Genomic DNA, 25,292 nt, shown 5'->3' on the forward strand with positions numbered 1-25,292 from the left:
GCTGCCAGGCTTTTCTATAGCTTAAGTCAGCCACAAGATAGCTTTTCCTACCCCTTAACGTAGCCCTTGCATCGCTTGAATAAGACTACAGACCAGCGAAGAACTTCTCAGCTTTCGCTTGGTAATTAATTGTTCTTCGCTAGAAGTCCTTCAATCGATGAAAACAATGAACTCATCTACCTGTTTAGAACAGCCTCATCTAGACAATCATTTGCGGCGATTAGCGATTGCGGCTCAAAATGAACCAAAAGCAAGTATAGCAAGACAAAGAGCTCTCACTGAGTTGATAGGCACCTTACTAGCGTCGCGTAAGCTATGCCGCCCTCGTCTCGGACAATTTCAACTGCTATACGAAGATATCTACGCAGAGGCGCTTCAACGCTTGTTTGTGTTTGTGTGCGATCGCATCGACAACTACAACCCGCAAAAGGGCGAAGTCTTGCAGTGGATTAACTTCCTACTCAGCCGTCGATTTTTTATCGAAGCCAGCAGAGATTATCTACCCGTTGCATACAAAGGACTAGATGTTAGAGAGGTTAAACGGCTAAGCTTGGAGTATCTAGACTCAAGTAACCCTAGCGAGCTAAATCCACAGCTAACGCCCTCACTTTCGCAAGAAGTAAAAGCCTGTTTGATAGAAGATCCTGAGGGTCTGTTTGGGGCGGCTAGCATTGTTGATCATCCTAGAGCTAGCTTTCAGCACATCGCAGTTAAGCGGTTAGAAGGCTACTCCTGGCAAGACCTCGCTGTTGAACTTGGGGTGCCAGTACCTACGCTCAGCAGTTTCTATCGCCGTTGCCTAGCTCGGTTCGCTTCAAAGCTTAGAGATTATCTCTTATGAGCTAAGCATCATCTAGAGCAGTGACATAACGACTGAAAAGCGACAAACAGCTATTAACGATATTAAGCAGTGACTCAAACTTTAAAGCAGGCGCATCAGTATGACAAAGTTTGGCTACTGCTAGACGAACAGGGTTCTCTACAAGGCATAGAGCGGCTCTAAGCGCGACCCTTAGCTGAGTTGATTGCTCTAACGAACGCCTGCTGTTTTACTCTGTAGGCCACGGAAGTGCGCTCAGTGGCGATGATAGCCTAGAGGGGTTTTCATTCCTCAAGACGATAGGCTAGGAGACAACAAAAGCTACTTGATCATGTCAAGGTTTGAAGCAACCTCTAGAGATATAGCAAAGCGCGGATGCATACTCTTCGAGAAGGCACTAGCGAAGCCATGCCGAAGGCTATAGCCCACGCACTTTGTCTGGGTAGGCGTTCCCTAGCGCCGTACGACGACGCGGGTTCCTACCGCTGTCTTGGCAGGCGTTCCCTAGCTTGGTGCGCGTTTTCTAGTACCGTGCAACGACGCAGGGTTATGGCACTTTGCATTATAGAACAAGAGGTGTAGCCTTTCTATGTGTAGTGAGCAAGTGCGGAAAGCTACAAGTGTTAAATAAGCGCTCAGAAGCCTCTTAGTCTTAACGTTCTCTTTAGAAAAGCCGCATAATCACCTCAGCGGTAGCAAGAGATATAGACAAAAGCTAGCGGTCAAGCTGGTTAGACTTCAGCGATACGTCGCCGAAGTTCGTTGGTAACGTTATTAAACACATTCAGGAGCTACCAGGATGAGCACGGCTAAAGCATTGCCGCTTTGGGTACAAGACAGAGATGACGTGATTAAGGAAGATGCTGGCGTCAAATGGCGCTATGGCGATCGCCCTAACTACTCTCGCAACAACGCTATCTCAGCAAAAGAGAGGCGAGTTCATGCAGAAGGCTCTTTAGATCTCATCGCTCACAATTTAGTGAGAACATTTGAGATGGAGGCCACCTTCAAAACAGACCCTCAGCAGTGGATTTCTGTAACTGTAGATAAGTTCCGCATGAGTACCAACGGCGGCGAAGCGCATACTGCTCAAGACATTATCAACGAAGGAACCTACAACATTTTTCTTAAGGACTCGGAGCATTATCGCGCCTCTGAAGAAAACTTTGAATCCTCCTACAGCCTGTTTCATACGGCTTTTCCTGATGGCTTTCATTGGGAACTAATAGAAGTTGTTGCAGGGCCACCTGCTGTCGTATTCAAGTGGCGACATTGGGGATATTTCACAGGCCCTTACAAAGAGACTCAACCGACTAGCGAAAAAGTTGAAATTGTTGGCCTAAGTGTTGCAAAAGTGAACGACGATCTTAAAATTGAATCCGTAGAACACTTCTTCGATACCAACAAGTTTTTGACAACGTTGTCTGGTGGGAGCGGTGCTAAAGCCTCTAGTAGCGGTTGCCCAGTAGCCCACTAGATTAGAGAACCCATTTAGCGTCTTTACAGGCTGAGTTTATTTTTTAGTTTGTAAAGACCTAGGTGGGTTATTCAGCGGATTTAGCGAATGTCTCGGCGGAAAGAGCACCCCGTTTTTCTACCTTAGAACGCCCTTTTGTTTAAGTCTCCAAGTGTAGATACAAATTGCGATTAGGATGATCCAGTCAAATGTAGTACCAGAAAGTCCATCAATCTCGATATTGAAAAGACTGATGCCCAAGAGGACAGCAAACAGGTAAAAAGCAACTTTTCGAAGTCGAACAAGAGCGATCGCAGCGGCTAGACAAAGGCAGCTATGGGTAATGAGGAAGAAGGGAGCGTTACCTGTTAATTTGTCGTTGATAGAGGCTGCTAGCTCGGGTGGCAAATCGGGTGGAACTGAAACAATCCCTGACAAAAATAGGAAGGCCGAGAGCAAAAACCATGCATTGAGAAAAATATAGGGGACAGAAATGAGCCAGACCCAAACAGGTCTTTTTCTAACGCTTGATTCAGTCATAGATTCTCCTAATCTCTTGATGAGTTGAGCTATTTTCTAAGACACGAGCTTTGAATTGAAGCTAAAAAGAGTTTAAAAGTGAAAAAACTCGTTTGTTATGTTCATCAGTGCGTCGAATTTTCGTTTGTTGTAGCAGTGAGCTTTGTATTAGATGCTCAGGAATAGAAGGCTACAATTATGCAGCTTTTCTGCAAAGGTACTAGGTAGGTGTTGTTGCTTGGCTTTTCTCTTGTAGAACGCCGCCGTCAATCAGCAGCTCGTTGTAGTAGACTCTCTTTAGAAGAATCAGCCCACGTAGCGTACTGCCAATGACCAATCGCGTCTACATAGCCACTAGTTTAGATGGCTACATTGCTACTCCTGGAGGTGGGCTTGACTGGCTCTACGCAGTACCTAACCCAAATAACGACGACTACGGCTACGCAGACTTCATCGAAGGTATTGATGCAATCGTCATGGGTCGTAACACTTTTGAGAAGGTTATGACCTTCGATACGTGGCCGTATAACAAGCCTGTTTTTGTTCTAAGCAACAGTCTGGCTCAGCTACCTGAAGCGGTAAAGAACAAAGCTGAGAAGGTTAGTGGGGATCTTAGAAAGCTGGTTCAGCAGTTAGGCACAAGAGGATACAGCAATCTGTATATAGACGGCGGCAGTGTCATTCGTAGCTTTCTAGCTGAAGATCTGATTGATGAAATGACAATTACAACAGTACCCGTATTGCTTGGCTCAGGAATTCCCTTGTTCACTCAGCTATCAGAGGCGCTGACGTTCGAGCATCAGAAAACTGAGGTGTTGAGTTCTGCCTTAGTCAAGACTCACTACATCAGAACTAGATAACACTGCTTAGCGAAATAGTGAGTGTTTACTGCTCCAAACACTCATCCTAAAAAGCTTTACCGTCGAGAGCTTCTGGAGACTTCTTCGAGCGAGCGGCTAAGGTAGCGAGCGCCAGTGGTCTGAGTAGCCAGTACTTCTTAGATCTAGACGTAGCAACGAGATCGTATCTTCAGCCTGTTCTAACAACCTCTCTAGGTAGCGAGGTGACTCAGGTAAGTTCCTGCGCCTTAAGTCTATTGTTTATTCCTTCTAACTGACCGATTTATGGCGATAGATAAAGCGCTGGAGAGAGCTGGATAATTAAGCATATATAAACGTTAGAGCATTCCCGCAGTAGGATAGCAATAATGGACTCAGCATCGAGGAAGTTTGAAGAATGTGGGAGTGGCTAAAGCAGTGGCAGCCAAAGATAAAGATCAGCAAGCGGCAGGTAGCAGGCGCGATCGCCACTCCGGTCTTTGTCTGGATGGTATGTTGGCTTTGGTTATCTCTAGAGCGTAGACCTCAGCCTCATCAGCATCGCGAAATTCTCGTCAGCAGTGCTGGAATGGTCGCAGCGATCGCAGGCGGAATCTTCTTGGTTCTCAATCTCCGCACTGCCAACAGAGACGTAGATATGCCTGATCTTAGCAGTGCTGATCTTAGCGGTATCGACCTCAATGGAGTTGACCTCACTGGTGTTGACCTCAGCGGAGCCAACCTCAGCGGTATCGACCTCAGTGGTATTGACCTCAGCGGAGCTAACCTTAGATACGTTAACCTCAGCGGGGCCAACCTTAGCAGTGCTAACCTCAGCAATGCTGAGTTTGGGTATGCCGATCTCAGCAACGCCGATCTCAGATATGTCAACCTCACCGGAGCCGACCTCAGACACGCCAACCTCAGCGGTGCCAACCTTAGCAGTGCCTTGCTCAGAAATGCCAACCTTAGTGAGGCGAATCTCAGCGGTACCTTGCTATTTTTTATTAACTCAAGAGAAGTTCTAAATCTTGAACCGCTTCAATTAAAGGCGAAGCCTTCGCCCTTTTTATGTAATGTTGCACTACCTGCTTATTCTAGCCAACCAAAGCTAGATCCCAATCGTGACTGTAGTCGCATTCCCCAGCTTCTGCGCGATCGCTATGATATTCCACTAGAGGAGGCTCAAGAGATAGTTGATGAAGCTAGGCAACATCGGTGGGACTAGCCAAAGCTGGAGTTTTTACTGCTAGAGGTTGATATTCATCATGGCTGACACGTAACTGTAAGCAGTTGCAAAGAGGTGCAGCTAGACAGAGGCTTTATCGCAGAAGTTATAAGACTTTATCGCGAGCAACTGAATGAACCAGACTCGAAGATAGATAAAACAGCGAGAAGCCAATTAAAGGGTGAAGTACTTCTAGATGGAAGGGCGTTCTAATGTGAATGCTACAAAACTGTAGCCCTAGCAATATAACTATCCCCATTGAGAGCGATCGCACTTTGTTCGGCAGTAGAACAAACCAGGTTCCAGCCCAAAGCAATAGCGATAATCCGCTGTACCCACGCACTAGCCAAACATGAACGTTCCACCAAGCAGAATCGTCAAAGTAAGCAACGCCAACCGTCAATACCTGAGCCACTAAACATAGGTTGAAGACTATAGCCATCCCATAGAAAACACCTTGTTTCCAATCAGTAGGATCACCGCCTAGACGAAGTGTGTCTGTAGGAGGCTCAATTTCTGTATTCATTGTCATCGCTTAATTCCCCTGTTCTACGCTGAAACCCAAGCTGTCTGTTGCAAAAGACAAAGCCTTTTTGACTAGCTCAGGCCCTGCTTTCTCAGGTGAACCTGTATCAAATGGCGGCACCGGATCATACTCCATCAGAAGCTGCACAATCTTAGCGACTTCCTCACCGTAGAGCGTTTGGGCGACAGTAAGACCAAAGTCAATACCAGCGGTTACGCCGCCGCCTGTTATCCGGTTTCTGTCAACAACAACGCGCTCTGTTCCCACCTCAACGCCAAAGCTGGCTAACTGCTCACGTGCGGTCCAGTGAGTAGCGGCGCGATAGCCGCTGAGCAGACCTGCCCTAGCTAGAAATTCAGAGCCGCCGCATACCGAGGTTACAAACTTGGCAGTGCTTCCTTGTTTCGCTAGAAACTCAAGGATCTCTACGTCGTCTACAACAGCATTCTGGCCGAGGCCGCCACCGATGCAGATAATGTCTAGCGGTGGACAATCTGCGAAGGTCGTGTCTGGTGAAATGACCATCCCGTCATCTGTTGTGATGGATTCTAGTGTTTTCCACAAACGGTAGAGGTGAACGCCAGGAAGTGAGCTGAATACGGTCTGCGGCCCTACAATATCTAGCGCCGTCATCCCTGGATAAAAAACTAGACCAATCGCGTAGCTGGGTCTATCTAATATGGATCTGTCTGACATAGGTTAAGCCTTTTTGCTTGCTGTGTAGTGGAACGGTTGTCTTGTTCCTATACTAGGGATGACAACCGGCTAGGCATAGACCTCGATCGAGTACTCTTTAAGCAAAACAATGACCTCTCTACAGCCGCTATTTGAAGCTATCGAGAAAATTGATGACGAAGCACAGATGCGATCGCAGCTTGCACCTCAGCTTGAAGCGTACTTTGAGGCAAAACGCTCTGGCATCTTTTTCTTTGACCAGGAAAAGACCATTAATCCTAAGATTCGACAGGTTCTAGATATTGTTCTTTCTACAGAGCGCAATCCGCTCGCTAGGTACATCGCAGAGCGTCATACGCCAGTTCATGAAGAGATGGTGACAACACCAAAAGCTTGGAGATTGATTTGTCCTCGCCTAGATCATTGGCATGTGATGGCAGGGCCAATTATCCACAGAGGCCAAATAATCGGCTCAGTCGGCTGTACACGCGATCAGACTATGCCTGCTTTTAATACTCAAAATGTGGCGAATTTAAGTGCTATTTGTTTACATCTGTCAGTACGGACTACGGCTATACGTACTGCACAAAGCTCACCCGTGGATTCTTTTTCAACAAACTTGACCAGCGACCATCTGACACCGCGTGAGATAGAGATCGCCAACTTAGTCGCACTTGGCAAAACTAACGCAGAAATTGGGACTGAACTTTGGATTACAGAAAATTCTGTCAAGCAGGCACTAAAGCGGATGTTCCGCAAGCTTAAGGTATCGTCACGCACGCAGATGGTGACACAGCTCTCTAGAACAAAGCGTCTCTTGTAGGCGAATGCTTATAAGCAACAACCTTATTTACTATAGCTCAGATCTTGCACCAATCTCGATAAGCCGCTCCAGGTAGAGAATGGATAACTATTTCAAAGCCATAATGAGTCGCAATATCGACATCCCGCTTGATTTGGTTGAGCAACTGAGTCCAAAGTACAGAGGGCAAAAGTTTCTCTAGAGTCAACCGGGCAGTGGCCTTCCAATCTAAGACGGGCGGCCAAACCCAGAGGTCAATCCAGTGTGCCAACAAATAAGCAATGAAGGAGAGAATCAGCCAACGATAGACGCCAATTTTAGTGCCTTGCCCAAAGCAATGCAGGCCAAACTGATGCTTAGCCGTTTTGAAGAAGCCCTCAATCGCCCAGCGTTTCCGTCCTAAGCGGACGAGATAAACGGCAGAATAGGGATGAGTCGAAGCAACAAAGCGCAACTCTCGTTTGTTGTCAGCGCGCTTAAGCCAAAACCAAGAAATCGTCAGTGGATAATCGACATCATTGAGATAGACCTGTAGTCCTCTCTTTGCATGGTCCGGCAGGTCTTTTAGCTTGCGGCCATCTTGTAGACATCGACTGTTTCTCATGCCGACGACGGCTCTCCACTTTCGCTGACGAACGGCCCCGATAAACTCGGCAGTGCCAAATTCAGTGTCTGCCTGTACAATCACCGTTCTGCCTTTGACCAGAGACTTGGGTAAGCTCGCCAACAGCTTACAGGCCAGTCGATTGGGGCTCGGTTGTCCCTTGCCTCTCCAGACACGGAAACTCCAGGGTATACGCCGCTCTCCAATGATGATGTAGAGTACCACCAGATGCAGACCCCGCTTGCCATTGAGCATTCGCACCCAAGGCTCAGGCGCGTCCTCATCATCGGTGGGTGTACTCAAGTGCCAAAACTTGCCTGCTTTTTTCAGTGTGCTCAAATCTATCAATACGCGCATAGGCACATCTTTACGCACAGGATGTGTTGCCAGTTGGTCTAGCACGGCAGCACGGGTGGTCCGAATCACGGCCCTGGTAGACCAACGATAACGATTGAAAAATCGACTCAGCGCACTGGCTGATTTGATCCGCGTATGTTCGCCCAAGGCATGACCTTGGGCGTCTAAAGACAGGCCGAAAACCGCTTTTAGACTGGCTTTTTGATAGACACTAGGCATCAGAGAAATTAGGCTATACACTAGCGTTTGGGCGTGCTGAAGCATGGTTGTAATGACCGTCTTCGTTTTTTTCTTACGCCCTTTTTTCCAGATTTTGGCCCGCAATGCAACCCTTACTGAGAATGGTGCAAGATCTCAGTTAGTTTTATTGTCTGTGGCTTTCGGGATATAAAAGACCGCTAGAAGCCGTCGCGCAATCAATCCTTTAACGTTCTGGTATACCAAGCATGGATAAAAAGCGTCTGCAAGAACAATACAGGAGACTCAAAACCACTCGATGAGATGAGTGAGGCAACTTCGTCAGGTGGTAATACGGCAGCTCCTTTTCCGTGAGAGGCCAAGAACTTTTCAACATCCTCCTGCGGATACCCGGCATACTCAAGCATCCGCGTCCAAACCTCACACGTACTGTGATAGGCCGGAGTTGTCATATCGGAGGCCAAGTCCGCACTGACTAGATGTCCCTGCGGGCGCAGGCGTGAAGCGATTTGACTGAAGAACTGTTGTCTTGCTTCTCGCTGCATAAAAAAGTGAGAAACGAGAAAGCACGTGACAGCATCGAACAGTTCTGAGTTGGGTAGCGAGTCAAGATAGCCATTGTGCCATGTGCAACGCGAGGCAATTCCGAGTGCTTCAGCTTTTTGACGGCAGGTATCTAGCATCGCTGCCGCAGGATCAATCGCCGTGAAGCGCCATTGCGGAAATTCTTGCGCGAGGTAGATGAGTTCTAATCCAGTGCCAACACCTACGCAGAGAATATGTGCATCAGCCGGCAAATCAAACAGTACCAGCTGCGTTAGCAGGTGAAGGGTATCACGCAACGGAGCTAGCTTAGCTGCTCTAGTGTCGTAGGAAGCCGCTCGCTCTTCATCGAAAACAACAGAGCTTTCTTGATCAGACATCAGATATGAGGGGTAATAACGGCTCTAATTTAGACCATAAAAACATAGAAGCTACCTTCAAGTCCTCTACAAATAGTCGATACTCCCCTCTCATTTAGCCGGGACTCTTATTCAGCCAGGCATTACGTCCACTGTCGGTAGATTACAACCCTGCTATCCTACCAATGCGTAAGTTCTATCGAAAAAACGCTCTGTACAATATGCCTTGTACAATATATGGACGCTAACCGAACTCCCTGTAGGACTCCAACCTACTATCCCTTTCGGGGGGTTTGGGGAGCCTAGGCCCCAAGCAGTATATTAAACCTCCCAGCAGAAGAGGGGGGTAGGGAGCCTATTTATGTTATTGGCCCCATCTCTTATTTCTAGCCTCTTATCGTCTTGCCTCTTAACCCTAGATCATCCGACCTATGATTACCTCCACCCTTACAGCCCTACCCTCTCTCACAGAACTTGCTCAACAAACCCAACAAGCCGCTAGAGAACTCGCTCAATTCTCCAGCGATCAAAAAAACGCAATCATCAGTGCGATCGCCCAATCCCTAGAATCCGCCGCCCCCGAAATCATCACCGCCAACCAAAAGGATTTAGAAGCCGCCCTCACCAGCAATCTAGCCAAGCCTCTCTACGGTCGCCTAAAACTAGACCCGATCAAACTTAACAGTGCTATCAAAGGCGTTCGCAGCGTCGCCGACCTGCCCGATCCCACCGGAGAAATCACTCTCCACCGCGAACTCGATCAAGGTCTAGTGCTCAAACGCATCGGCGTGCCCCTGGGCGTTCTTGGCATCATCTTCGAATCGCGCCCCGATGCCGTCATGCAAATTTCTACCCTCGCAATCAAGTCCGGCAACGGCGTCATTCTAAAAGGGGGACGCGAAGCCATCCACTCCTGCACCGCTCTCGTCAAAGCCATCCGTCAGGGCCTGACTAACGCCGGGGCCAATCCCAACGCTGTCCAGCTTCTGACCACCCGCGAAGAAACCAACGCCTTGCTATCTCTTGATAAGTACGTCGATTTAATCATCCCTCGCGGTTCAAATCAGTTTGTTCAATACGTACAGGCAAACACCAAAATCCCTGTTCTAGGTCACGCCGACGGCATCTGCCATCTGTATGTAGACAGCGCCGCCGATATCGAACAGGCTACAAACATCGCTGTCGATGCCAAAGTCGGCTACCCTTCCGCCTGCAACGCGATCGAGACCCTGCTAGTTCATAACAAGATCGCCGATGATACACTGCCCACCCTAGCCAAAGCCCTTCAGGCAGAAGGCGTAGAACTGCGGGGAGATAGCAAAACCCGTCAGATTTTGCCAGGTATCAGCGCGGCTACAGAAGAAGATTGGTCAACAGAATACAGTGACCTGATATTAGCTGTGCGAGTGGTAGAGTCAGCAGAAGCAGCGATCGCGCATATCAATACCTACGGATCGCGGCACACAGAAGCGATCGCCACCACCGATCAATCCACCGCTGATACCTTCATGGCCAAAGTCGATGCCGCAGGCGTTTACCACAACTGCTCTACCCGCTTTGCCGACGGCTTCCGTTACGGATTTGGCGCAGAAGTCGGCATCAGCACCCAGAAAATGCCCCCTCGCGGCCCCGTTGGCTTAGAAGGCTTAGTGACTTACAAATATCAGCTCGTTGGTGATGGGCATATTGTTGCAACCTACACAGGCGCAGACGCCAAAGCCTTTACCCACAAAGATATTTAATTTAATGGACATTATTCACATCAACGACATCAAGGCTTTCGGCTATCTTGGCGTATTACCCGAAGAGAACGTTCTAGGTCAATGGTTTCATGTCGACTTAAAGATCTTCATCGATCTCTCAAAAGCTGGCAAAACTGATGCCTTAGAAGATACCCATAGTTATGTAGAGATTGTTCAAGAAACAAAAAGACTGATTCAAACAAAGCAATATAAGCTGATCGAAAGTCTTGCTGACGCTGTGGCAACCTATGCCCTGAGCAGCGATCAACGTATTCAGAAAATCAATGTAAAGGTGACTAAACCGACGCCGCCTATCCCTAACTTTGATGGTACAGTTGCCGTCGAAATCAGCCGGGAACAATCAACAATGGCTTGATCAAGCGCGCGAACCCTATTGGATGATATCTGCAGCAAAAGAACTTTTCTTTTTACCGTCGAGTGAACGCCATTTCATTACCGTTTATTCTAATTCTGTAGGCACTGAAACAATCTTTACCAAGTACAACAGTGGCATTGTCAGGGGCGATCGCTACCTTCACATCCGGCACAATCACCGTCCCGATTACCACCGATCTTAGCTGGGCAATCGATAGCTCCATCGGCGTCCCATCTGCCAGATACACATACTGATAGCTAATTTCCTGCAATCGTAGCTGCTTTGCAATTCGCTGAGTAATGATCGAATGGGGTGCATTGCGATCGATCACCACATCAAAATTAGCAATGCCATTGAACATAGCCTCTACTACTGGCAAATGACGGCTAAACGATTTGATTGTAAGAGTAGTCCCTTTGCTGTTGCTCCTTGTGGGTTGGGTATCAGCCTGTTGTATAGACCAGTCGCTTTCTACAGCCTGCTGAGCGCTGGTTTGATCTAGCTGATCTAGCCAAGGTGATGTCTCTTCGTTGCCTTCGTTTGCTTTGGCTAGATCCGATGAAGGCGACAGATTCGATGGAGGCACAAAGGGAGGCAGATCGCGCAGTGGCTCAATTGCGTCGATGCATCGCTGCGCGTTCTCTTTATCTTTCTCGTTGAGATAGCACCGAGCAGCTTGCTTGTAGGCAGCGATTGCACTCTCCCCATCTCCCAACAATCCCAGCGCCTTGCCCAACAGCCGATGTCCGCCTGCCAGCTCTGGACGAAGCGTGATCGCCTGCCGACTATCCGCGATCGCCCCTTTCACCTGATTCAAACTCAACCACACCAACGCCCTGGCCAAATATAGTTCTGCTGTCGGCGTTAGCTTAATGGCCTTGGCATAATCTGCGATCGCCCCCTCTCTATTTCCCAGCCGCTTGCGAATCCGGGCTCGCTGCACATACACCTGCGCCCACCCCGGCTCCACCTGGGCCAGCTCGTCCAACAGCGGCAACGCTTCAAACAACTGCTCTACAGCGATCAAAGACTGCGCTTGTCTAAATTTCTCTGCTGCCATTTCAGAAGTCATATATTTCCCGACATTCTCTGTCTTCTAGATTAGACTTAATCGGAAATTAGGTTAATTCGCTAGAATAACCAACCTATTGAAGTAGCAGTGTGTGTTGCGATGAGAATGAAGTTTCGTAATCGAGTGGAGAACAATGTCTAATAGCTAAAGACGCCGTTAACCAGTACGGATTGACGCTGTCTGGTGTGACCACAACATATCTGCATTTGTCACCATCTCATGTCCGGCCTCAATATTTATCAGCCTCTCACCACCACTACCGAACGACCTTTCAAGGTTTCTCTCAGCTCAGTTGTTATTCTTTCTTCAATCGGAGGGATCTGCTCGCGACGGTCAAAAATAACTAACCACCCCGTGCCTAGTCCCAGCTTTCCTAGATACCCATCCAACTGCTCTAGTCCACGTATGAGAGGGTCGGGTCGCCCGTCTCGCCATACCTTCAGCTCAATTGCCACCGTTTCTTGCCCGTAGCGTAAACACAAGTCCATTCTTCCAGCACCCAACGCATACTCGCGATCTAGTGTGCCACCGCCGTTCACTACCCGATGTAAAAACGCCATCATTACTAGATGGGGCGCAATTTCATGATACGGCGCGCTCTTTAGCAGTGGATCCCCGTGCCGCCGCCAGAACTGTAAGAAGGCCGTTAATAGAGCCTCTGAGTCTAGTTTGCCTTCTGGGGTCAACCACGTCGGTGCAATTTGCGGCAAAGACGCCATCGGTACTACTGATAGCACTCTAGGCAATACCTCTTTGTAAATCGGATTGGCAATCACCAGCCCACCTTGTGGGCTTTTAACACACAGACCCAAATCCAAAACGAACTCAATATCTTCGTTAGAAACACTTTCCAACTCTTGACCTGCCAACATCGGCTCAATAATGGCTCTAATTCGCGGCTCCCTAAGCCTTGCCGCTAAACTATCAAGATGGGTATCTTGCCGCTGAATCAAAATCTCCTTTGCCTGATTGACATGTTCTACCGTCAACGCAGTGGCTGGGTCGGGAGCTAGCTGTTCGACCATTTGCCTGGCCAATGCATTTACCAACCAAGGCTGACCTTGCGTTAAGCCATAGGCTTTTTCTACCGCCGCCGGGGTAAAAAACTGTCCGGTATCTGCCGTATGCTGGTGATATAGGGTAGCTACTTCTGCTTGAGTAAAATTTCGTAGCGTCAGCGACTCAACTTTAATGTTGAAGGGACTTGCTGTTCCTAGTCGCTTGCTCCCACCCGAAGCAACCTTGTAATCTCGGACATCTCGCAGGCCAATCAAGGCCAAAGATTTTGGAAAGGCTCCAGGCCGACGAGGATAGCCATCTCTCAATTGACGAAGGACAGAGAGCAGAGTGTCGTCTTGTAACGAGTCGATTTCGTCAATAAAAAGGACAATCGGTTTCGAACTCTCACGTGCCCAAAGACTAAGCGCTTGACCAATACTATGTAGCGAAGACCAGTCCGGGGGATGAAGGTCTGATGGTAGCCAGAAAGTTGCGGCATCTTTCCAGGCTCGTAGAATAACAGTGTCGGCGCTCTCACGACTCTGGGCATCAGTCTGGGCGTAAGCTGCACCGACTTCTACAGAGACTATCAGCGCCGCATATTCGCCCTCATTAGTCAGTTCTTGAGCTAGCGTTAGCATGGCAGTTGTTTTGCCCGTTTGCCGAGGTGCATGAACAACGAAATAGCCATCTTGCTCAATGAGGCGCTTGATAGAGGGAAGTCGATCCATCGAGGGCAGCATATAGTGCTTGGCAGGATTGCAAGGGCCAGCTGTGTTGAACCAACGAGACATAAGCACGGACTGCTGTAATGAAGGCTTCTGTAAGCCTATCTCATTGGGGCAAAGAAGAACTTTAGAACAGCCAGCGGCACCTGAATGTCATTTCGCTACCACTGATTCTGATGCTGCCGACCCTGCAGCAGTCTTTATTTAGAACAACCGTTTCGGCGTATAGAGCGAATAATCTTGCTAACACCGACTTGCTAACACCGAGCGAGTTCTGTTGGGCGGGCATCCACTCTCAACTGTCTACCTAACAGCACGGTATCTGTCTTTGACCACATCCCGTTTTGTTATCCTTTACTCTTGCCCTCGCCTTCGAGATTATTAACCATCGCCATCACATCCTCACACCACGATAGCCAAGAGGTCTCGTAGGCAATGCCGCGCTTCAGCGTGAGGTATTTGAACTGCGCTTCTAGATCGCGATCGCTATTTCCAAGACTATCTCTTGAAAGGTATTCCGTTTCGATCTCGCGATATTCCTTAAGCTGAGCGCTGTGAATTTGCTGCCTGTGCTTCACCTCGTTGACTAAAAGCTGACGCGGCATCTTGTGGCCAATCAAAACTTTCACCAACAGGTCCTCCCGAATAGGCGTCGGCTCAGTCGGCTCGGTATACCAGCGCGTCAGTTCTCGCCAGCCGCCTTCTGTGATGCAGTAAATTTTCTTGTCGGGCTTACCTGCTTGCGGGACCGCCTCAAAATTGACCCAGCCATTTTTCGTTAGCTTGCCGAGCTCTCTGTATACCTGCTGCTGCGTAGCCTTCCAGTAGCAGCTGAGCTCTTCATCAAAGTGCTTACTGATGTCGTAACCGCTGTCTGGCTGCTTAGAAAGCAGCGCCAGAATAGTGTGCGATAGAGCCATTTTATTCTAGGAAGAAATCAATAAAAGCTGGATTGACATATCCAACATGTTGAGTATACTTTAACCAGATATTACACAACAAGTTGAATATCAACTAATTGAGTATGAATGCGACTTCCTCCCACTCAAGCACCCCCGACAATTCCTCTGCTCGCCAGTTGCACAGTACTCAAACTGATGATTGGAAAAGACGCTGGATTTCTCTACCTGCTGCTAGCTGGAAGCTACTTTTAGCAGTGCCGCTGGTACTAGTGCCTGCAATCTGGCTAGTGAATTCGACCGGCGATGACAATTCTGTGATCGAAACAGTACAGCGCCTGCCCGTAGATACAATGCGGTTGCGCGCCGCAGATAGCTATTCGACAGAGCGGGTTTATTCTGGAGAGCTGGTTGCCCGGCGCAGCAGCGAGTTGGGCTTTGAGCGAGGTGGCACGGTTACCGCGCTGTTAGTCGACGAAGGAGATGTGGTCAGTGAGGGTGAGCCGCTAGCGCGCTTGGATGTTCGAGATTTAGAAGCGCAGCGATCGCAGCTAGAAGCCCAAAGAAGGCAGGTGCTAGCTCAGCTGCAAGAATTAGAAACTGGCCCTCGCCGGGAAGACATCGCCTCAGCAGAAGCGGCAGTCAGCGACCTGAGAAATCAGCTAGAGCTAGCGGAACTGCAGGCGCAGCGGCGAGCCGATTTGTTTGCTCAAGGGGCGGTTTCTGCTGAGGAACTAGATGAAAGGCAGTTTGGGGCTAATGCGATCGCCGATCGATTGCAGCAAGCCCAAAGCCAACTAGAAGAACTACGCAACGGGACTCGGCAAGAGCAGCTCAGCGCTCAAGCAGCCGAAGTAGATCAGATAGATGCCCGCATTCGCGCCATTGACGTATCGCTAGATAAGAGCGTGCTGTATGCCCCCTTCTCAGGCAAAGTCTCTCAGCGGCTAGTGGATGAAGGATCGGTGGTCGGCGGTTCTCAGCAAGTGATGCGGCTAGTAGAAAACGGCGCGATCGAAGCGAAGATTGGCGTTCCAGAGCGGGTGGCTCAGCGGCTAGCAGTAGGAGAATCGCAGACGGTGCAGGTGGGGTCGCGAAACTACTCAGCAATCGTGAGCGCGAAACTGCCAGAGGTAGATGAGAATAGCCAAACGGTGACTGTAGTGCTAGAGATTGCACCGGACAGTGATTTGACGATTGGGGCAACCGCAACGTTAGCCGTCAGTGAGCAGCAGGCGTCGTCCGGCTATTGGCTACCAAGTACAGCGCTAGTGGCAGGAGAGCGCGGACTGTGGTCTGTGTATGTGCTGACTCAAACGGATGAAGGGGCAGATGGAGACGCCTATCGGGTGGCCAGGCGCGATGTGGAGCTATTGCATTCTGAGAACGATGGGGAGACGGCGCGATCTTTCGTAAGAGGGCTGGTGTCAGAAGGCGATCGCATCATCACCAGCGGGACTCATCGAGTGGTTGTAGATCAGTTGGTGGTTCCGAGCGATATCTCTTCTAATCAAGCGACTTCTAATAATCGAGTCATTTCCAAAGAGATTATTTCTAGCGAGCCAATCTCGAACGAGGCAGCACAATGAATATGTTTTATCGGAATCGGCAGCTTCTGTTTCTGACGCTGACGCTGATTGTTGTTTGGGGCGTGTCTGCCTTTTTGACCTTGCCTAGACTAGAAGATCCTGAGATTGTTCAAAGGAATGCTTCGATCACAACGCTCTTTCCAGGGGCAAGCGCTGAGCGGGTTGAATCGCTAGTGACCGAAAAGATAGAAGAGGAATTCTCTGATGTTGAAGAGATTAGCAACATCGAATCGACCTCTAGCCCAAATATTTCTGTCGTTCAAATAGAGCTGAAAGATACAGTCGCCGATGTTACACCCGTCTGGGCAAGAATTCGTAGTCAGCTAGAGGATGTGTCGCCAGAGCTGCCGCCGGGCGCACAAGATCCGGTATACGAAGATGCGGATGTGGCAGCGAATGCCTTGATTGTAGGGCTGAGCTGGGATTTGGAGACGCCTGTGAATGCTGCGCTGCTACAGCGAGTGGCAGAGGGGTTAGAAGATCAGCTAGAGGCGATTCCAGGTACGGATAAAGTAGAGCTGTTTGGCGTAGCAGACGAAGAGATTCAGGTTGTTGTAGATCAGACAGTAGCGGCGCGGTTAGGTCTGACGGCAGAGGCGATCGCGCAGCAAGTTCGTGCGAGTGACGCCAAGGTTTCAGCCGGGACGCTGCAAGGCAATGCTGATGAGCTACTGCTAGAAATTGATAGCAATTTAGAGTCTTTAGAGAGAATTCGTCAGATTCCGATTCGGGTCGGTGAGGCTGGGCAGACAAGACTGCTAGGGGACGTGACGACGGTATCAAAAGCCGTGCAGGAACCGGCTGAGGAACTAGCGCTGATTAGTAGCAAGCCTGCCGTTGTCCTTTCCGTGCAGGTAGAATCGAGCTTTCGAGTAGACAATTGGGCTCAAGCCGCGAGACAAGTGCTGGCCTCGTTTGAAGAGACGCTCTCCGATGGGCTGAGCCTCACAACCGTGCTAGATCAAAGTCAGTATGTGCAGCAGCGGCTTAACGGTGTGATCGGTAATCTACTGCTGAGTTCTGGCCTAGTGATTGTTGTTTCTTTGTTCATGCTGGGCTGGCGCTCTGCAGCCATTGTGGGGTTAGCACTACCCTTAGCAACGCTGATGGTATTTGGCGCGATGAAAGTGCTAAATATTCCGCTGCATCAAATGTCAGTGACGGGCTTAATTATTGCTTTGGGTCTGCTAATTGACAATGCCATTGTGGTCGTAGACGAGGTCCAAATTCGTCTACGGGCTGGACTGCATCCTTCAGCAGCGGTGAGCGAAACGGTAAAGCATTTAGTGGTGCCGCTGATCGCCTCTACGCTGACGACTGTACTAGCGTTCGTGCCTATTGCTACCTCACCAGGTGGCACCGGAGAGTTTATTGGCACTATTGGCGCAACAGTAATTTTAGCGCTGTTAAGTTCTCTCGCACTTTCACTCACTGTGATTGCAGCGATGATTGGACTGATCTATCGTAGATGGCCAACGCGAACAGGCACACCCGCTGCGCCGCTACCCGCTGCGGCCCAAGCTAGTCACTGGTGGGAAGGCGGTTTCTCTAATCGAACCCTGAGTACAGCCTATGCTAATAGCCTGTACTTAACTTTTCGCCGTCCTATACTTGGCATAGGCCTCGCGTTGATACTGCCCATTTTCGGCTTTGTACAGTTCGCGGGTTTGCCACAGCAGTTTTTCCCACCTACGAACCGCGATCAGTTTCAGATAGAGTTTGAGATGCCCGCGCAGACGGCAATGGCATTAACGCGATCGCAAGTACTACAGGCTAGAGATCTGATCCGCGAGCATCCAGCCGTCGAGGATGTCCATTGGTTTTTGGGCAAAAGTGCGCCTTCTTTTTTCTACAATGTGGTTGCTTCTAGAGAGAACGCGCCAGACTATGCCCAAGCCCTGGTTCAGCTAAACAACACCGACAACCTACGAGAGACGATCACTACGCTGCAACAGCAGTTAGATGCTGAATTTCCTCAGGCTCAGGCGTTGGTGCGTCAGCTAGAACAAGGCCCGCCTTTCCCAGCGCCAATTGAGCTACGACTCTATGGCTCTGAAATGTCGCGTTTGCGCGAGTTAGGCAATCAGCTACGCGGCGAGCTAGCACAGATTCCTAACGTAATTCATACTCGCGCCGACCTAAGCGAAGTGCAGCCAAAGCTGGCCCTACAAGTCAGTGAAGTCGCCGCCCGGCGGACGGGATTAGACAATGGTGCGATCGCCGCTCAGCTCAACAGTATGCTAGACGGCGCAGTCGGTGGCTCCCTGTTAGAAGATACCGAAGACATTCCGGTGCGCGTGCGCGTAGGTGATGCTGTTCGAGGAGATTTGAGCGCGATCGCCTCGACCGATTTACTAGCCTCTAGTGGTGAAAATCCTGTTCCGCTTTCTGCGGTAGCGAGCATTGGACTGGTTCCCGATATAGCCACGATTGCTCGCTACAACGGCCAGCGGGTCAACAATGTGCAGGCTTTTCTCACAGCAGGAGCCCTGCCGGATACCGTGCTGACGCAGTTTCAACAGCAGCTAGAAGAAAGTGGCTTCGAGCTACCTAAGGGCTATCGAATTGAATATGGTGGTGAAGCAGACGCTAGAGGAACCGCAGTCGGCAATCTGCTGGCGTCTGTGGGCGTGCTAGCGATTCTGATGGTGGCGACGCTGGTGCTATCGTTTAATTCATTTGCGATCGCGGCGCTGCTGGGAATTGTAGCCGTCTGCGCGGTGGGGCTAGCGGCGATGGCACTGTGGCTATTCAACTCTATCTTTGGCTTTACCGCTATTCTCGGCACGCTGGGCCTAATTGGTTTGGCGATCAACGACTCTATTGTGGTGCTGGCGGCACTCCGAGAAGATTCTCTGGCGAGAACGGGCGATGTGAAGGCGACGGTACAGGTTGTCTTGCAATCGACTCGACATGTGGCAGCGACAACAGTAACAACCATCGTAGGTTTTGTGCCGCTAATGCTCGATAGTACGGGCTTTTGGCCACCCTTGGCGATTGCGATCGCTGGCGGTTTAGGGGGTGCAACGCTGCTAGCCCTCTATTTCATTCCGGCTGCCTACATCTTGATTTTCAAGCGCTTGGATTCACAGCCAAAGAATCTTCAGCTAGATTCACAGCTCAAAAGCGCTAGTTGAGTAGAACAAACGCTACTCGCCTGCCGCCACCATACTCAACGCCACAGCTTCAGCGACTTTGATGCCATCCACAGCAGCTGAGAGAATACCGCCTGCATAGCCTGCGCCTTCTCCGGCTGGGTAAAGTCCTAACGTGTTCAAACTCTGAAAGCGGTCATCGCGCTTGATCCGAATAGGAGAAGATGTACGTGTCTCGACGCCGGTCAGAACAGCATCTTTCATAGCAAATCCTTTGATTTTTTTGTCGAAAGCAGGAATGGCTTCGCGGATAGCGGCGATCGCATAGTCTGGCAAACTTTCGCTGAGATCACATAGATGTACCCCCGGTCGATAGGTTGGCTTTACTTGTCCAAATTCTGTTGAAGGCCTCTCCGCTAGAAAGTCGCCTACTAACTGTCCTGGAGCTTGGTAAGTCTCACCACCTAACTTGAAGGCACGGGTCTCTAGCTGCCTTTGAAGCTTCATGCCGCCTAGCGGGTCTTTGGGGTAATCTTCTTCTGGGGTGATGCCAACAACAATACCGCTGTTAGCATTTTTGCCGCTCCGCTCATATTGACTCATGCCGTTGGTAACCACCCTTCCTACTTCAGAAGTAGCGGCCACAACCTGACCGCCTGGACACATGCAAAAGCTATAGACCGTACGACCATTCGCACAGTGATGCACTAATTTGTAATCTGCGGCCCCTAGAATAGAATTTCCAGCATTTCTCCCATAGCGCTGCTGATCGATTAGTGGCTGCGGATGCTCTATTCGAAAGCCGACAGAAAAGGGTTTTGGCTCAATATAGACTCCCTGCTGATGCAGCATTTCAAAGGTATCACGAGCACTATGTCCTACCGCTAGAACAACATGATCGCTAGCAATGAATTCACCGTTCTCTAGCGTCACGCCACGCACTCGACGATTGTTTTTGCTTTCTTCTATTTCAACCGTTTCTACTCGGTTCTGAAACCGGATTTCTCCGCCGAGTTCAACCACTTGATTGCGAATGTTTTCAACAATCTTAACCAGGCGATAGGTGCCGATATGAGGCTTGCTGATATACAAGATTTCTGGAACAGCACCATTCTCGACTAGCTCGTGTAGTACTTTGCGCCCGTGATGGTCACTGTCTTTGATGCGGCTATAGAGCTTGCCATCCGAGAAAGTTCCCGCACCGCCTTCGCCAAATTGGGCATTGGATTCGGGGTTGAACTTACGCTTACTCCAAAATCCGAACGTGTCTTGCGATCGCTCATGTACTGCCTTGCCCCGCTCTAGCACAATTGGCCGAAATCCCATCTGGGCCAGCAGCAGCGCGGCGAACATACCGCAGGGGCCGACACCGATCACGATCGGACGTATCTCTAGGTGACTCGGCGCTTTGGCAACATATTGATAGCCCATATCAGGCGTTGGGGATACTCGGCCCGTCTTTTTGAACTTCTTGAGTAGCTGCTTTTGCTTTGGCGTTTCAATATCGAGCGCATATACCAGTGAGATTGCGTTCTTCTTTCTAGCATCGTAGCTACGTTTAAAGATTGAGAAATCTTTTAGATCGACGGCGCTAATTTTAAGCTTTTGAAGGATAGCTCCCTTCAGGTCTGCTTCAGTATGATCTAAAGGCAGCTTGACTTCTGTAAGACGTAGCATAAGGAAAAACTGAAAACCACTTATGGAAAGAACAAATTGCAATCAGCAAAAACTAAAGAATACCTTTTAGCTTCAATTCAAAACCTGGAAGCACAGATTCCCCCGAGACGGACGAAGGACTGTTTAGGACTTTCACTTCCTGACGGGGACGATAGATTTCGACCTGGCTATCTTTTCGGTTGATCAACCACCCAAGTCTGGCACCATTGTCTATATATTCTTGCATTTTGGTCTGAAGAATTGAAAGGCGATCGGTTTTAGAGCGCAGCTCAACTACAAAGTGAGGACAGATGGGTGGAAACTTCTCTTTCTGTTCTGTTGTCAATGCATTCCACCGTTCAAGCAGAACCCAAGAAGCATCTGGCGCTCGGTCGGCCCCGTTGGGGAGCTTAAAAGCAGTAGAAGAATCAAACACTTTACCTAGCCCCTTACTTTCGTTCCATATCCAAAGCTGCGCATTGATGCCAGCGTTCCGGGTTCCTGTTTCTCCATCAGTAGGAGGCATCAAAATTAATTCTCCATTCGCTGTGCGTTCTATCCTAATGTCGCGATTGATGCGACATAGTTCATAAAACTGCTCATCCGAAAGCTTTGTCGAGGGGGGCATTTGTAGAATTAGAGCAGTCATAGAGCTATCTCCACGGCGAAATGCTATTAAGAAAAAGCATTACGTATAGTGTATCTCAGCGCTCTTTCCATAGCCTTGGTCACTAGCCTTTATTTACCAATACAGAAGCGACTGAAAATTTCATCAAGCATAGATTCTGTGATTTCTTCTCCCGTGACTTCGCCGAGCGCATGGATAGCAGCGCGTAGGTCAATTGTCCAAAAATCGAGTGGCAGGCCGTTTGCTATGGTTTGTTCAACTTGGGTAAGCGCGATTTCGGCGCGAGTGAGCGCGGCGGCTTGGCGCTGATTGATGGCGATGTCAGTGTTAGCAGCGGTGAGGTTGCCCGCGTTAACAGCGGCGAGGATGGCAGATTCGAGTTCTTGGATGCCGTGGTTGATAGCGGCGGCGGTGTAGACGGTAGGGGAAACACACTCCGATGCCGAGGGAAAGCATGATGCCGCGTCGATGGGGGATGGGGGATGGGAGAATAGGTCTACTTTGTTGATGACGATGATGTGAGGGTTGCTTTTGATTTGCTCATAGAGGGTTTGATCGGCTTCTGTCCAGCCGATGGTGGCGTCTATGGTGAGTAAGACTAGGTCAGCGGATTGGGCCGCAGTCAAAGAGCGTTCGATGCCGATTTTTTCGACTTCGTTGGCGGCGGTGCGAATGCCAGCGGTGTCAAGCACTTGAATCGGAATACCGCCGACGATGAGCTGTGACTCAACTACGTCGCGGGTAGTACCCGGAAGATTGGTGACGATCGCCCGGTCGCTTTTGCTCCAGGCATTAAGCAGGCTAGATTTGCCGACGTTGGGCTGGCCGATGATGGCGACTTTGAGACCAGCCCGGAGCAGTTCGCCTCGATGAGCAGTTGCGAGAACTTGAGTGATTTTATGATGGATGGACTGTAGGCGCGATCGCACGCCATCTTCATCAATCGGCGGCAGGTCATCGGCAAAATCCACTCGCGCTTCGACTTCTGCTAGCACGTCTAGGCACTGACTGCGAAGCTGGCGAATGACCCCGGCGAGCTGGCCTCGAATGCCCATCAACGCCGTTTGAGCGGCCTGCGGCGACTGGGCCCCAACCAAATCGGCCACGCCTTCAGCCTGAGTTAGATCTAGTCGCCCATTGAGGAAAGCGCGCAGCGTAAATTCACCGGGCTGAGCCAGCCGAGCGCCCTGCTCAAGGCAGAGCTGAAGCACCTGCTGCACGGCCATGATGCCGCCATGACAGTGAAACTCGACCACGTCCTCACGGGTATAGGAGCGAGGCGATTTCATCAGTAGCAGTAGCGCTTCGTCAACGATAGTTTGATCGCTGTGAACGTGTCCATAGAGGATGCGATGGCTTTCCCAAAGCTGATGTCCGGGAGCATGGAAAAGCGCTTTGGCAATGGCGATCGCATCTAATCCAGATAGCCTGACGATACCGACACTGCCCTGTTCAGGCACAATGGCAGTAGCGATCGCCGCGATGGTTTCAGCTTGATAGATTTCCTGAGGCATAGTCGGATGAATACAGCATAGTCAGATAAACACAAAGGTCTGAAGCAACGGTCTATTGCATAAAGTAGTCTCACACTCTCCGTGATACTACGACAAACTTATCGTTCACGCGGTAGATGATTCGAGCCGCTGATGTAAAGTAGGGTGGATGGACAGATATCTCTTTGGCCGCCTGCCATTAGGTTAGGTAGAGTGCAACACTTTAATAGCATTGTCTTGTAGCCAGCTCCGAAGCTAGCGGCAAAGGCCCTCAAGCTATGACTCACCAAGGTTTTGCCGGGTATACCCTGGTGGACTTAGGCAAAGACTAAAAACACATCCACCACCAGCCATGCAAAATTCGAGGCCACAACCCAACGCTGCCGATTGTGGTAATTCGCTGCCGTCATCGAGAGAACGCTATTCGCTATCTCCTACGGACTTCGATGTACATGAAGACGATGCGCGTAGAGACGATGTACGTAGAGACCTATTACCACGTAAGACTGTAGCAGCAGAGCGAGAGTCTACCGCAGTCAGTAAAGAGTATAGAGGACGTAAAGAATCTTTGGCCTTGATGGAAAGGCCGGTGCTGCCATTGCCAAGTGAACAGCCGAATCCAAAGAATAGAGTTGCTAAACAGAGAGCGTTACCCAAGAATTCTGTGCTGAAAAGATTTAACTTGCTTTACTGGCAGCGGCTACTTCGCTACTTCTATATTCGCTTCTTGAGAATGCAGGGCAGCCCTCATGCGATCGCCAGGGGAATTGCGGCTGGCGTATTCGCTGGATCGTTTCCACTGTTGGGCTTTCAGACAATTATTGGAGTGGCGATCGCCGCCCTAGTTCGCGGCAATAAGATTATGGCCGCTGTCGGCACCTGGATCAGTAATCCACTGACCTACGTTCCTATCTTCGCTCTCAACTTTCACGTGGGCTGCTGGCTGTTGCGCCTGCCCAACGACATTGTAATGCCCTCCGCTTCGGCGGGTATGCACGAATGGATGAGCCTAGGGATGTCTGCAAGCGCGGCGCTACTAGTGGGTTCTTTTGTCGTTGGCATTATTGCTGGCCTGGTCGCTTATTCCTTTGGCCTGCGGATTGCCTTACTGCGCGAAAAGAAGAGTAATAAAAAGTAAGAGGTTACTGAAACTGAAACCAGCTCTTTTCCAATCACCAGTAGCTGTATTCTGTATTGAGCTATCTGTAGCTTATTAGAAGCTCCTTAGATAGTCATCGAGCGAATGATAAAAGGTACAGTGAGGAAATCTGCGATGAAACTCTGGTCAACTCGGCCCAATCAATCAAGTCATCGAAAATGGGCTATGGCACTAGCGATGATGACTTTGGTTCCAGTTGTAGGTTTAGCTGTTCGTTCGCAGGTGGCAATGGCTCAGACAAATAATGGCCCTGTGCATCAGTCAGAGCGGGTGCTAAGTGTCACTGGCATCGGGATGCGGTCGATCCCGACGACGCTGACTCAGGTTGAACTGGGTGTGAACATAGAAGCAAGAACAGCTCAGGCAGCGCAACAGCAGGCGGCTGAGCAATCTACGGCTGTAATTGAGTGGCTGCGATCGCAAGACAACGTACAAAGGCTAGAAACGAGCGGCATTTCCCTAAACCCCCGATACGACTATTCCAATAACAGGCAAACGCTAACTGGCTACCAGGCGACTAATACTGTCAGCTTCAGAGTGCCGACCGCAGCGGCAGGGCCCGCTATAGACGAAGCCGTCAGCCAGGGCGCGACCCAAATCAACGGCATTAGCTTTGTCGCCGAAGATGATGTAATCGCCGCTGCTAGACAGCAGGCATTGGCTAGCGCTGTCGAAGATGCACAGCAACAGGCGGATACGGTGCTAAGTTCTCTAGGGCTTTCACCCGCAGAAATCGTCAACATTTCTATTGGGTCTGCCAGCGCCCCGGTCCCTCGCCCAGTGGCACCAGAAAGCCGCTTAGCGGATTCGGCAGCTAGTACGATTGTCCTCGGCCAAGAGCAGACTATCAACGGTCAGGTCACTCTGTATATTCGCTATTGATCGGGCGCTCACAAGTCAGCTTTTCCCTCTCGATCGGTTAGATAGAGTCAGTCAGCTCACAAAAATTTA

22 protein-coding genes are annotated in these 25,292 nt (G+C 49.9%); 11 read left to right on the forward strand and 11 right to left on the reverse strand.

The window, feature by feature from the left end:
- The first annotated feature begins 166 nt into the window (after positions 1–166).
- Both IQ256_RS07170 and IQ256_RS07175 read left to right on the forward strand, forming a co-directional pair.
- Positions 167–841, forward strand: coding sequence for a sigma-70 family RNA polymerase sigma factor (locus IQ256_RS07170; RefSeq protein WP_193854854.1), 675 nt, complete (start codon positions 167–169; stop codon positions 839–841).
- A 778-nt stretch (positions 842–1,619) separates the two neighbouring features.
- Complete coding sequence (locus tag IQ256_RS07175; RefSeq protein WP_193854855.1) at positions 1,620–2,297, forward strand: ester cyclase; 678 nt, start codon at positions 1,620–1,622, stop codon at positions 2,295–2,297.
- Between the two features lie 117 nt (positions 2,298–2,414).
- Here IQ256_RS07175 and IQ256_RS07180 read toward each other — a convergent pair whose 3' ends face one another.
- Positions 2,415–2,816, reverse strand: a complete 402-nt coding sequence (locus tag IQ256_RS07180; RefSeq protein ID WP_193854856.1) for a hypothetical protein — start codon at positions 2,814–2,816, stop codon at positions 2,415–2,417.
- Positions 2,817–3,124: 308 nt separating this feature from the next.
- On the opposite strand from IQ256_RS07180, the gene IQ256_RS07185 reads away from it, so the two are divergent.
- Complete coding sequence (locus IQ256_RS07185; RefSeq protein WP_193854857.1) at positions 3,125–3,655, forward strand: dihydrofolate reductase family protein; 531 nt, start codon at positions 3,125–3,127, stop codon at positions 3,653–3,655.
- Positions 3,656–4,031: 376 nt separating this feature from the next.
- The gene (locus IQ256_RS07190; protein WP_193854858.1) at positions 4,032–4,841 is read left to right on the forward strand and encodes a pentapeptide repeat-containing protein; all 810 of its coding nucleotides are present in this window, start codon (positions 4,032–4,034) and stop codon (positions 4,839–4,841) included.
- 106 nt (positions 4,842–4,947) lie between these two features.
- On the opposite strand, the gene IQ256_RS07195 is transcribed toward IQ256_RS07190, so the two are convergent.
- Positions 4,948–5,373 carry a DUF6220 domain-containing protein gene (locus IQ256_RS07195; RefSeq protein WP_193854859.1) on the reverse strand — a complete coding sequence of 142 codons (426 nt, stop codon included), beginning with the start codon at positions 5,371–5,373 and terminating at the stop codon, positions 4,948–4,950.
- 3 nt (positions 5,374–5,376) lie between these two features.
- Positions 5,377–6,063 carry a DJ-1/PfpI family protein gene (locus IQ256_RS07200; RefSeq protein ID WP_193854860.1) on the reverse strand — a complete coding sequence of 229 codons (687 nt, stop codon included), beginning with the start codon at positions 6,061–6,063 and terminating at the stop codon, positions 5,377–5,379.
- A 109-nt stretch (positions 6,064–6,172) separates the two neighbouring features.
- Here IQ256_RS07200 and IQ256_RS07205 point away from each other — a divergent pair, with 109 nt between their 5' ends.
- A complete protein-coding gene (locus IQ256_RS07205; protein ID WP_193854861.1) occupies positions 6,173–6,865 on the forward strand; it encodes a LuxR C-terminal-related transcriptional regulator in 693 nt (230 codons plus the stop codon).
- Positions 6,866–6,902: 37 nt separating this feature from the next.
- Here IQ256_RS07205 and IQ256_RS07210 read toward each other — a convergent pair whose 3' ends face one another.
- Positions 6,903–8,069 (reverse strand): transposase, encoded by a 1,167-nt coding sequence (locus IQ256_RS07210; protein ID WP_193854862.1) that lies wholly within the window; start codon positions 8,067–8,069, stop codon positions 6,903–6,905.
- Positions 8,070–8,221: 152 nt separating this feature from the next.
- Entirely contained in the window at positions 8,222–8,926 is a 705-nt protein-coding gene (locus IQ256_RS07215) for a class I SAM-dependent methyltransferase (protein WP_193854863.1), read from the reverse strand.
- Between the two features lie 410 nt (positions 8,927–9,336).
- On the opposite strand from IQ256_RS07215, the gene IQ256_RS07220 reads away from it, so the two are divergent.
- Complete coding sequence (locus tag IQ256_RS07220; RefSeq protein ID WP_193854864.1) at positions 9,337–10,647, forward strand: glutamate-5-semialdehyde dehydrogenase; 1,311 nt, start codon at positions 9,337–9,339, stop codon at positions 10,645–10,647.
- Positions 10,648–10,651: 4 nt separating this feature from the next.
- Complete coding sequence (gene folB / locus IQ256_RS07225; RefSeq protein ID WP_193854865.1) at positions 10,652–11,023, forward strand: dihydroneopterin aldolase; 372 nt, start codon at positions 10,652–10,654, stop codon at positions 11,021–11,023.
- 52 nt (positions 11,024–11,075) lie between these two features.
- Here folB and IQ256_RS07230 read toward each other — a convergent pair whose 3' ends face one another.
- From IQ256_RS07230 to IQ256_RS07240, 3 genes are all read right to left on the reverse strand, one after another.
- The gene (locus tag IQ256_RS07230; RefSeq protein WP_193854866.1) at positions 11,076–12,095 is read right to left on the reverse strand and encodes a retroviral-like aspartic protease family protein; all 1,020 of its coding nucleotides are present in this window, start codon (positions 12,093–12,095) and stop codon (positions 11,076–11,078) included.
- A gap of 239 nt (positions 12,096–12,334) precedes the next feature.
- Complete coding sequence (locus IQ256_RS07235; RefSeq protein WP_193854867.1) at positions 12,335–13,888, reverse strand: ATP-binding protein; 1,554 nt, start codon at positions 13,886–13,888, stop codon at positions 12,335–12,337.
- A 281-nt stretch (positions 13,889–14,169) separates the two neighbouring features.
- On the reverse strand, positions 14,170–14,742 hold the full coding sequence (locus IQ256_RS07240; RefSeq protein ID WP_193854868.1) for a PadR family transcriptional regulator: 573 nt from the start codon (positions 14,740–14,742) through the stop codon (positions 14,170–14,172).
- Positions 14,743–14,846: 104 nt separating this feature from the next.
- Here IQ256_RS07240 and IQ256_RS07245 point away from each other — a divergent pair, with 104 nt between their 5' ends.
- Positions 14,847–16,310, forward strand: coding sequence for an efflux RND transporter periplasmic adaptor subunit (locus IQ256_RS07245; protein ID WP_193854869.1), 1,464 nt, complete (start codon positions 14,847–14,849; stop codon positions 16,308–16,310).
- A complete protein-coding gene (locus IQ256_RS07250) occupies positions 16,307–19,447 on the forward strand; it encodes an efflux RND transporter permease subunit (RefSeq protein ID WP_193854870.1) in 3,141 nt (1,046 codons plus the stop codon). The genes IQ256_RS07245 and IQ256_RS07250 overlap by 4 nt, the downstream gene beginning before the upstream one ends.
- Positions 19,448–19,459: 12 nt before the next feature.
- On the opposite strand, the gene IQ256_RS07255 is transcribed toward IQ256_RS07250, so the two are convergent.
- The 3 genes from IQ256_RS07255 to mnmE all read right to left on the reverse strand — a co-directional run bounded on the left by IQ256_RS07255 (position 19,460) and on the right by mnmE (position 23,203).
- Positions 19,460–21,082 carry an NAD(P)/FAD-dependent oxidoreductase gene (locus tag IQ256_RS07255; RefSeq protein ID WP_193854871.1) on the reverse strand — a complete coding sequence of 541 codons (1,623 nt, stop codon included), beginning with the start codon at positions 21,080–21,082 and terminating at the stop codon, positions 19,460–19,462.
- 52 nt (positions 21,083–21,134) lie between these two features.
- Complete coding sequence (locus IQ256_RS07260; RefSeq protein ID WP_193854872.1) at positions 21,135–21,710, reverse strand: Uma2 family endonuclease; 576 nt, start codon at positions 21,708–21,710, stop codon at positions 21,135–21,137.
- A gap of 89 nt (positions 21,711–21,799) precedes the next feature.
- Positions 21,800–23,203, reverse strand: coding sequence for a tRNA uridine-5-carboxymethylaminomethyl(34) synthesis GTPase MnmE (mnmE, locus tag IQ256_RS07265; protein WP_193854873.1), 1,404 nt, complete (start codon positions 23,201–23,203; stop codon positions 21,800–21,802).
- Positions 23,204–23,534: 331 nt separating this feature from the next.
- On the opposite strand from mnmE, the gene IQ256_RS07270 reads away from it, so the two are divergent.
- Together IQ256_RS07270 and IQ256_RS07275 are read left to right on the forward strand one after the other, a co-directional pair.
- Entirely contained in the window at positions 23,535–24,320 is a 786-nt protein-coding gene (locus IQ256_RS07270) for a DUF2062 domain-containing protein (protein WP_228024653.1), read from the forward strand.
- Positions 24,321–24,455: 135 nt separating this feature from the next.
- Positions 24,456–25,223, forward strand: coding sequence for an SIMPL domain-containing protein (locus tag IQ256_RS07275; RefSeq protein WP_193854874.1), 768 nt, complete (start codon positions 24,456–24,458; stop codon positions 25,221–25,223).
- Positions 25,224–25,292: the final 69 nt, after the last annotated feature.

The sequence above is a fragment of the cf. Phormidesmis sp. LEGE 11477 genome (assembly GCF_015207105.1).
Taxonomy (GTDB): Bacteria; Cyanobacteriota; Cyanobacteriia; order Phormidesmidales; family Phormidesmidaceae; genus Phormidesmis.

What these genes read in the sequence shown, in the direction of transcription:
- IQ256_RS07185 (WP_193854857.1), top strand. Translation starts at nt 3,125, where the DNA reads ATGACCAATCGCGTCTACATAGCCACTAGTTTAGATGGCTACATTGCT.
- mnmE (WP_193854873.1), bottom strand. Translation starts at nt 23,203, where the DNA reads ATGCCTCAGGAAATCTATCAAGCTGAAACCATCGCGGCGATCGCTACT.
- IQ256_RS07205 (WP_193854861.1), top strand. Translation starts at nt 6,173, where the DNA reads ATGACCTCTCTACAGCCGCTATTTGAAGCTATCGAGAAAATTGATGAC.
- IQ256_RS07260 (WP_193854872.1), bottom strand. Translation starts at nt 21,710, where the DNA reads ATGACTGCTCTAATTCTACAAATGCCCCCCTCGACAAAGCTTTCGGAT.
- IQ256_RS07210 (WP_193854862.1), bottom strand. Translation starts at nt 8,069, where the DNA reads ATGCTTCAGCACGCCCAAACGCTAGTGTATAGCCTAATTTCTCTGATG.
- IQ256_RS07275 (WP_193854874.1), top strand. Translation starts at nt 24,456, where the DNA reads ATGAAACTCTGGTCAACTCGGCCCAATCAATCAAGTCATCGAAAATGG.
- IQ256_RS07195 (WP_193854859.1), bottom strand. Translation starts at nt 5,373, where the DNA reads ATGACAATGAATACAGAAATTGAGCCTCCTACAGACACACTTCGTCTA.
- IQ256_RS07180 (WP_193854856.1), bottom strand. Translation starts at nt 2,816, where the DNA reads ATGACTGAATCAAGCGTTAGAAAAAGACCTGTTTGGGTCTGGCTCATT.
- IQ256_RS07270 (WP_228024653.1), top strand. Translation starts at nt 23,535, where the DNA reads ATGCAAAATTCGAGGCCACAACCCAACGCTGCCGATTGTGGTAATTCG.
- folB (WP_193854865.1), top strand. Translation starts at nt 10,652, where the DNA reads ATGGACATTATTCACATCAACGACATCAAGGCTTTCGGCTATCTTGGC.
- IQ256_RS07220 (WP_193854864.1), top strand. Translation starts at nt 9,337, where the DNA reads ATGATTACCTCCACCCTTACAGCCCTACCCTCTCTCACAGAACTTGCT.
- IQ256_RS07230 (WP_193854866.1), bottom strand. Translation starts at nt 12,095, where the DNA reads ATGACTTCTGAAATGGCAGCAGAGAAATTTAGACAAGCGCAGTCTTTG.
- IQ256_RS07245 (WP_193854869.1), top strand. Translation starts at nt 14,847, where the DNA reads ATGAATGCGACTTCCTCCCACTCAAGCACCCCCGACAATTCCTCTGCT.
- IQ256_RS07200 (WP_193854860.1), bottom strand. Translation starts at nt 6,063, where the DNA reads ATGTCAGACAGATCCATATTAGATAGACCCAGCTACGCGATTGGTCTA.
- IQ256_RS07215 (WP_193854863.1), bottom strand. Translation starts at nt 8,926, where the DNA reads ATGTCTGATCAAGAAAGCTCTGTTGTTTTCGATGAAGAGCGAGCGGCT.
- IQ256_RS07175 (WP_193854855.1), top strand. Translation starts at nt 1,620, where the DNA reads ATGAGCACGGCTAAAGCATTGCCGCTTTGGGTACAAGACAGAGATGAC.
- IQ256_RS07240 (WP_193854868.1), bottom strand. Translation starts at nt 14,742, where the DNA reads ATGGCTCTATCGCACACTATTCTGGCGCTGCTTTCTAAGCAGCCAGAC.
- IQ256_RS07255 (WP_193854871.1), bottom strand. Translation starts at nt 21,082, where the DNA reads ATGCTACGTCTTACAGAAGTCAAGCTGCCTTTAGATCATACTGAAGCA.
- IQ256_RS07170 (WP_193854854.1), top strand. Translation starts at nt 167, where the DNA reads ATGAACTCATCTACCTGTTTAGAACAGCCTCATCTAGACAATCATTTG.
- IQ256_RS07190 (WP_193854858.1), top strand. Translation starts at nt 4,032, where the DNA reads ATGTGGGAGTGGCTAAAGCAGTGGCAGCCAAAGATAAAGATCAGCAAG.
- IQ256_RS07250 (WP_193854870.1), top strand. Translation starts at nt 16,307, where the DNA reads ATGAATATGTTTTATCGGAATCGGCAGCTTCTGTTTCTGACGCTGACG.
- IQ256_RS07235 (WP_193854867.1), bottom strand. Translation starts at nt 13,888, where the DNA reads ATGTCTCGTTGGTTCAACACAGCTGGCCCTTGCAATCCTGCCAAGCAC.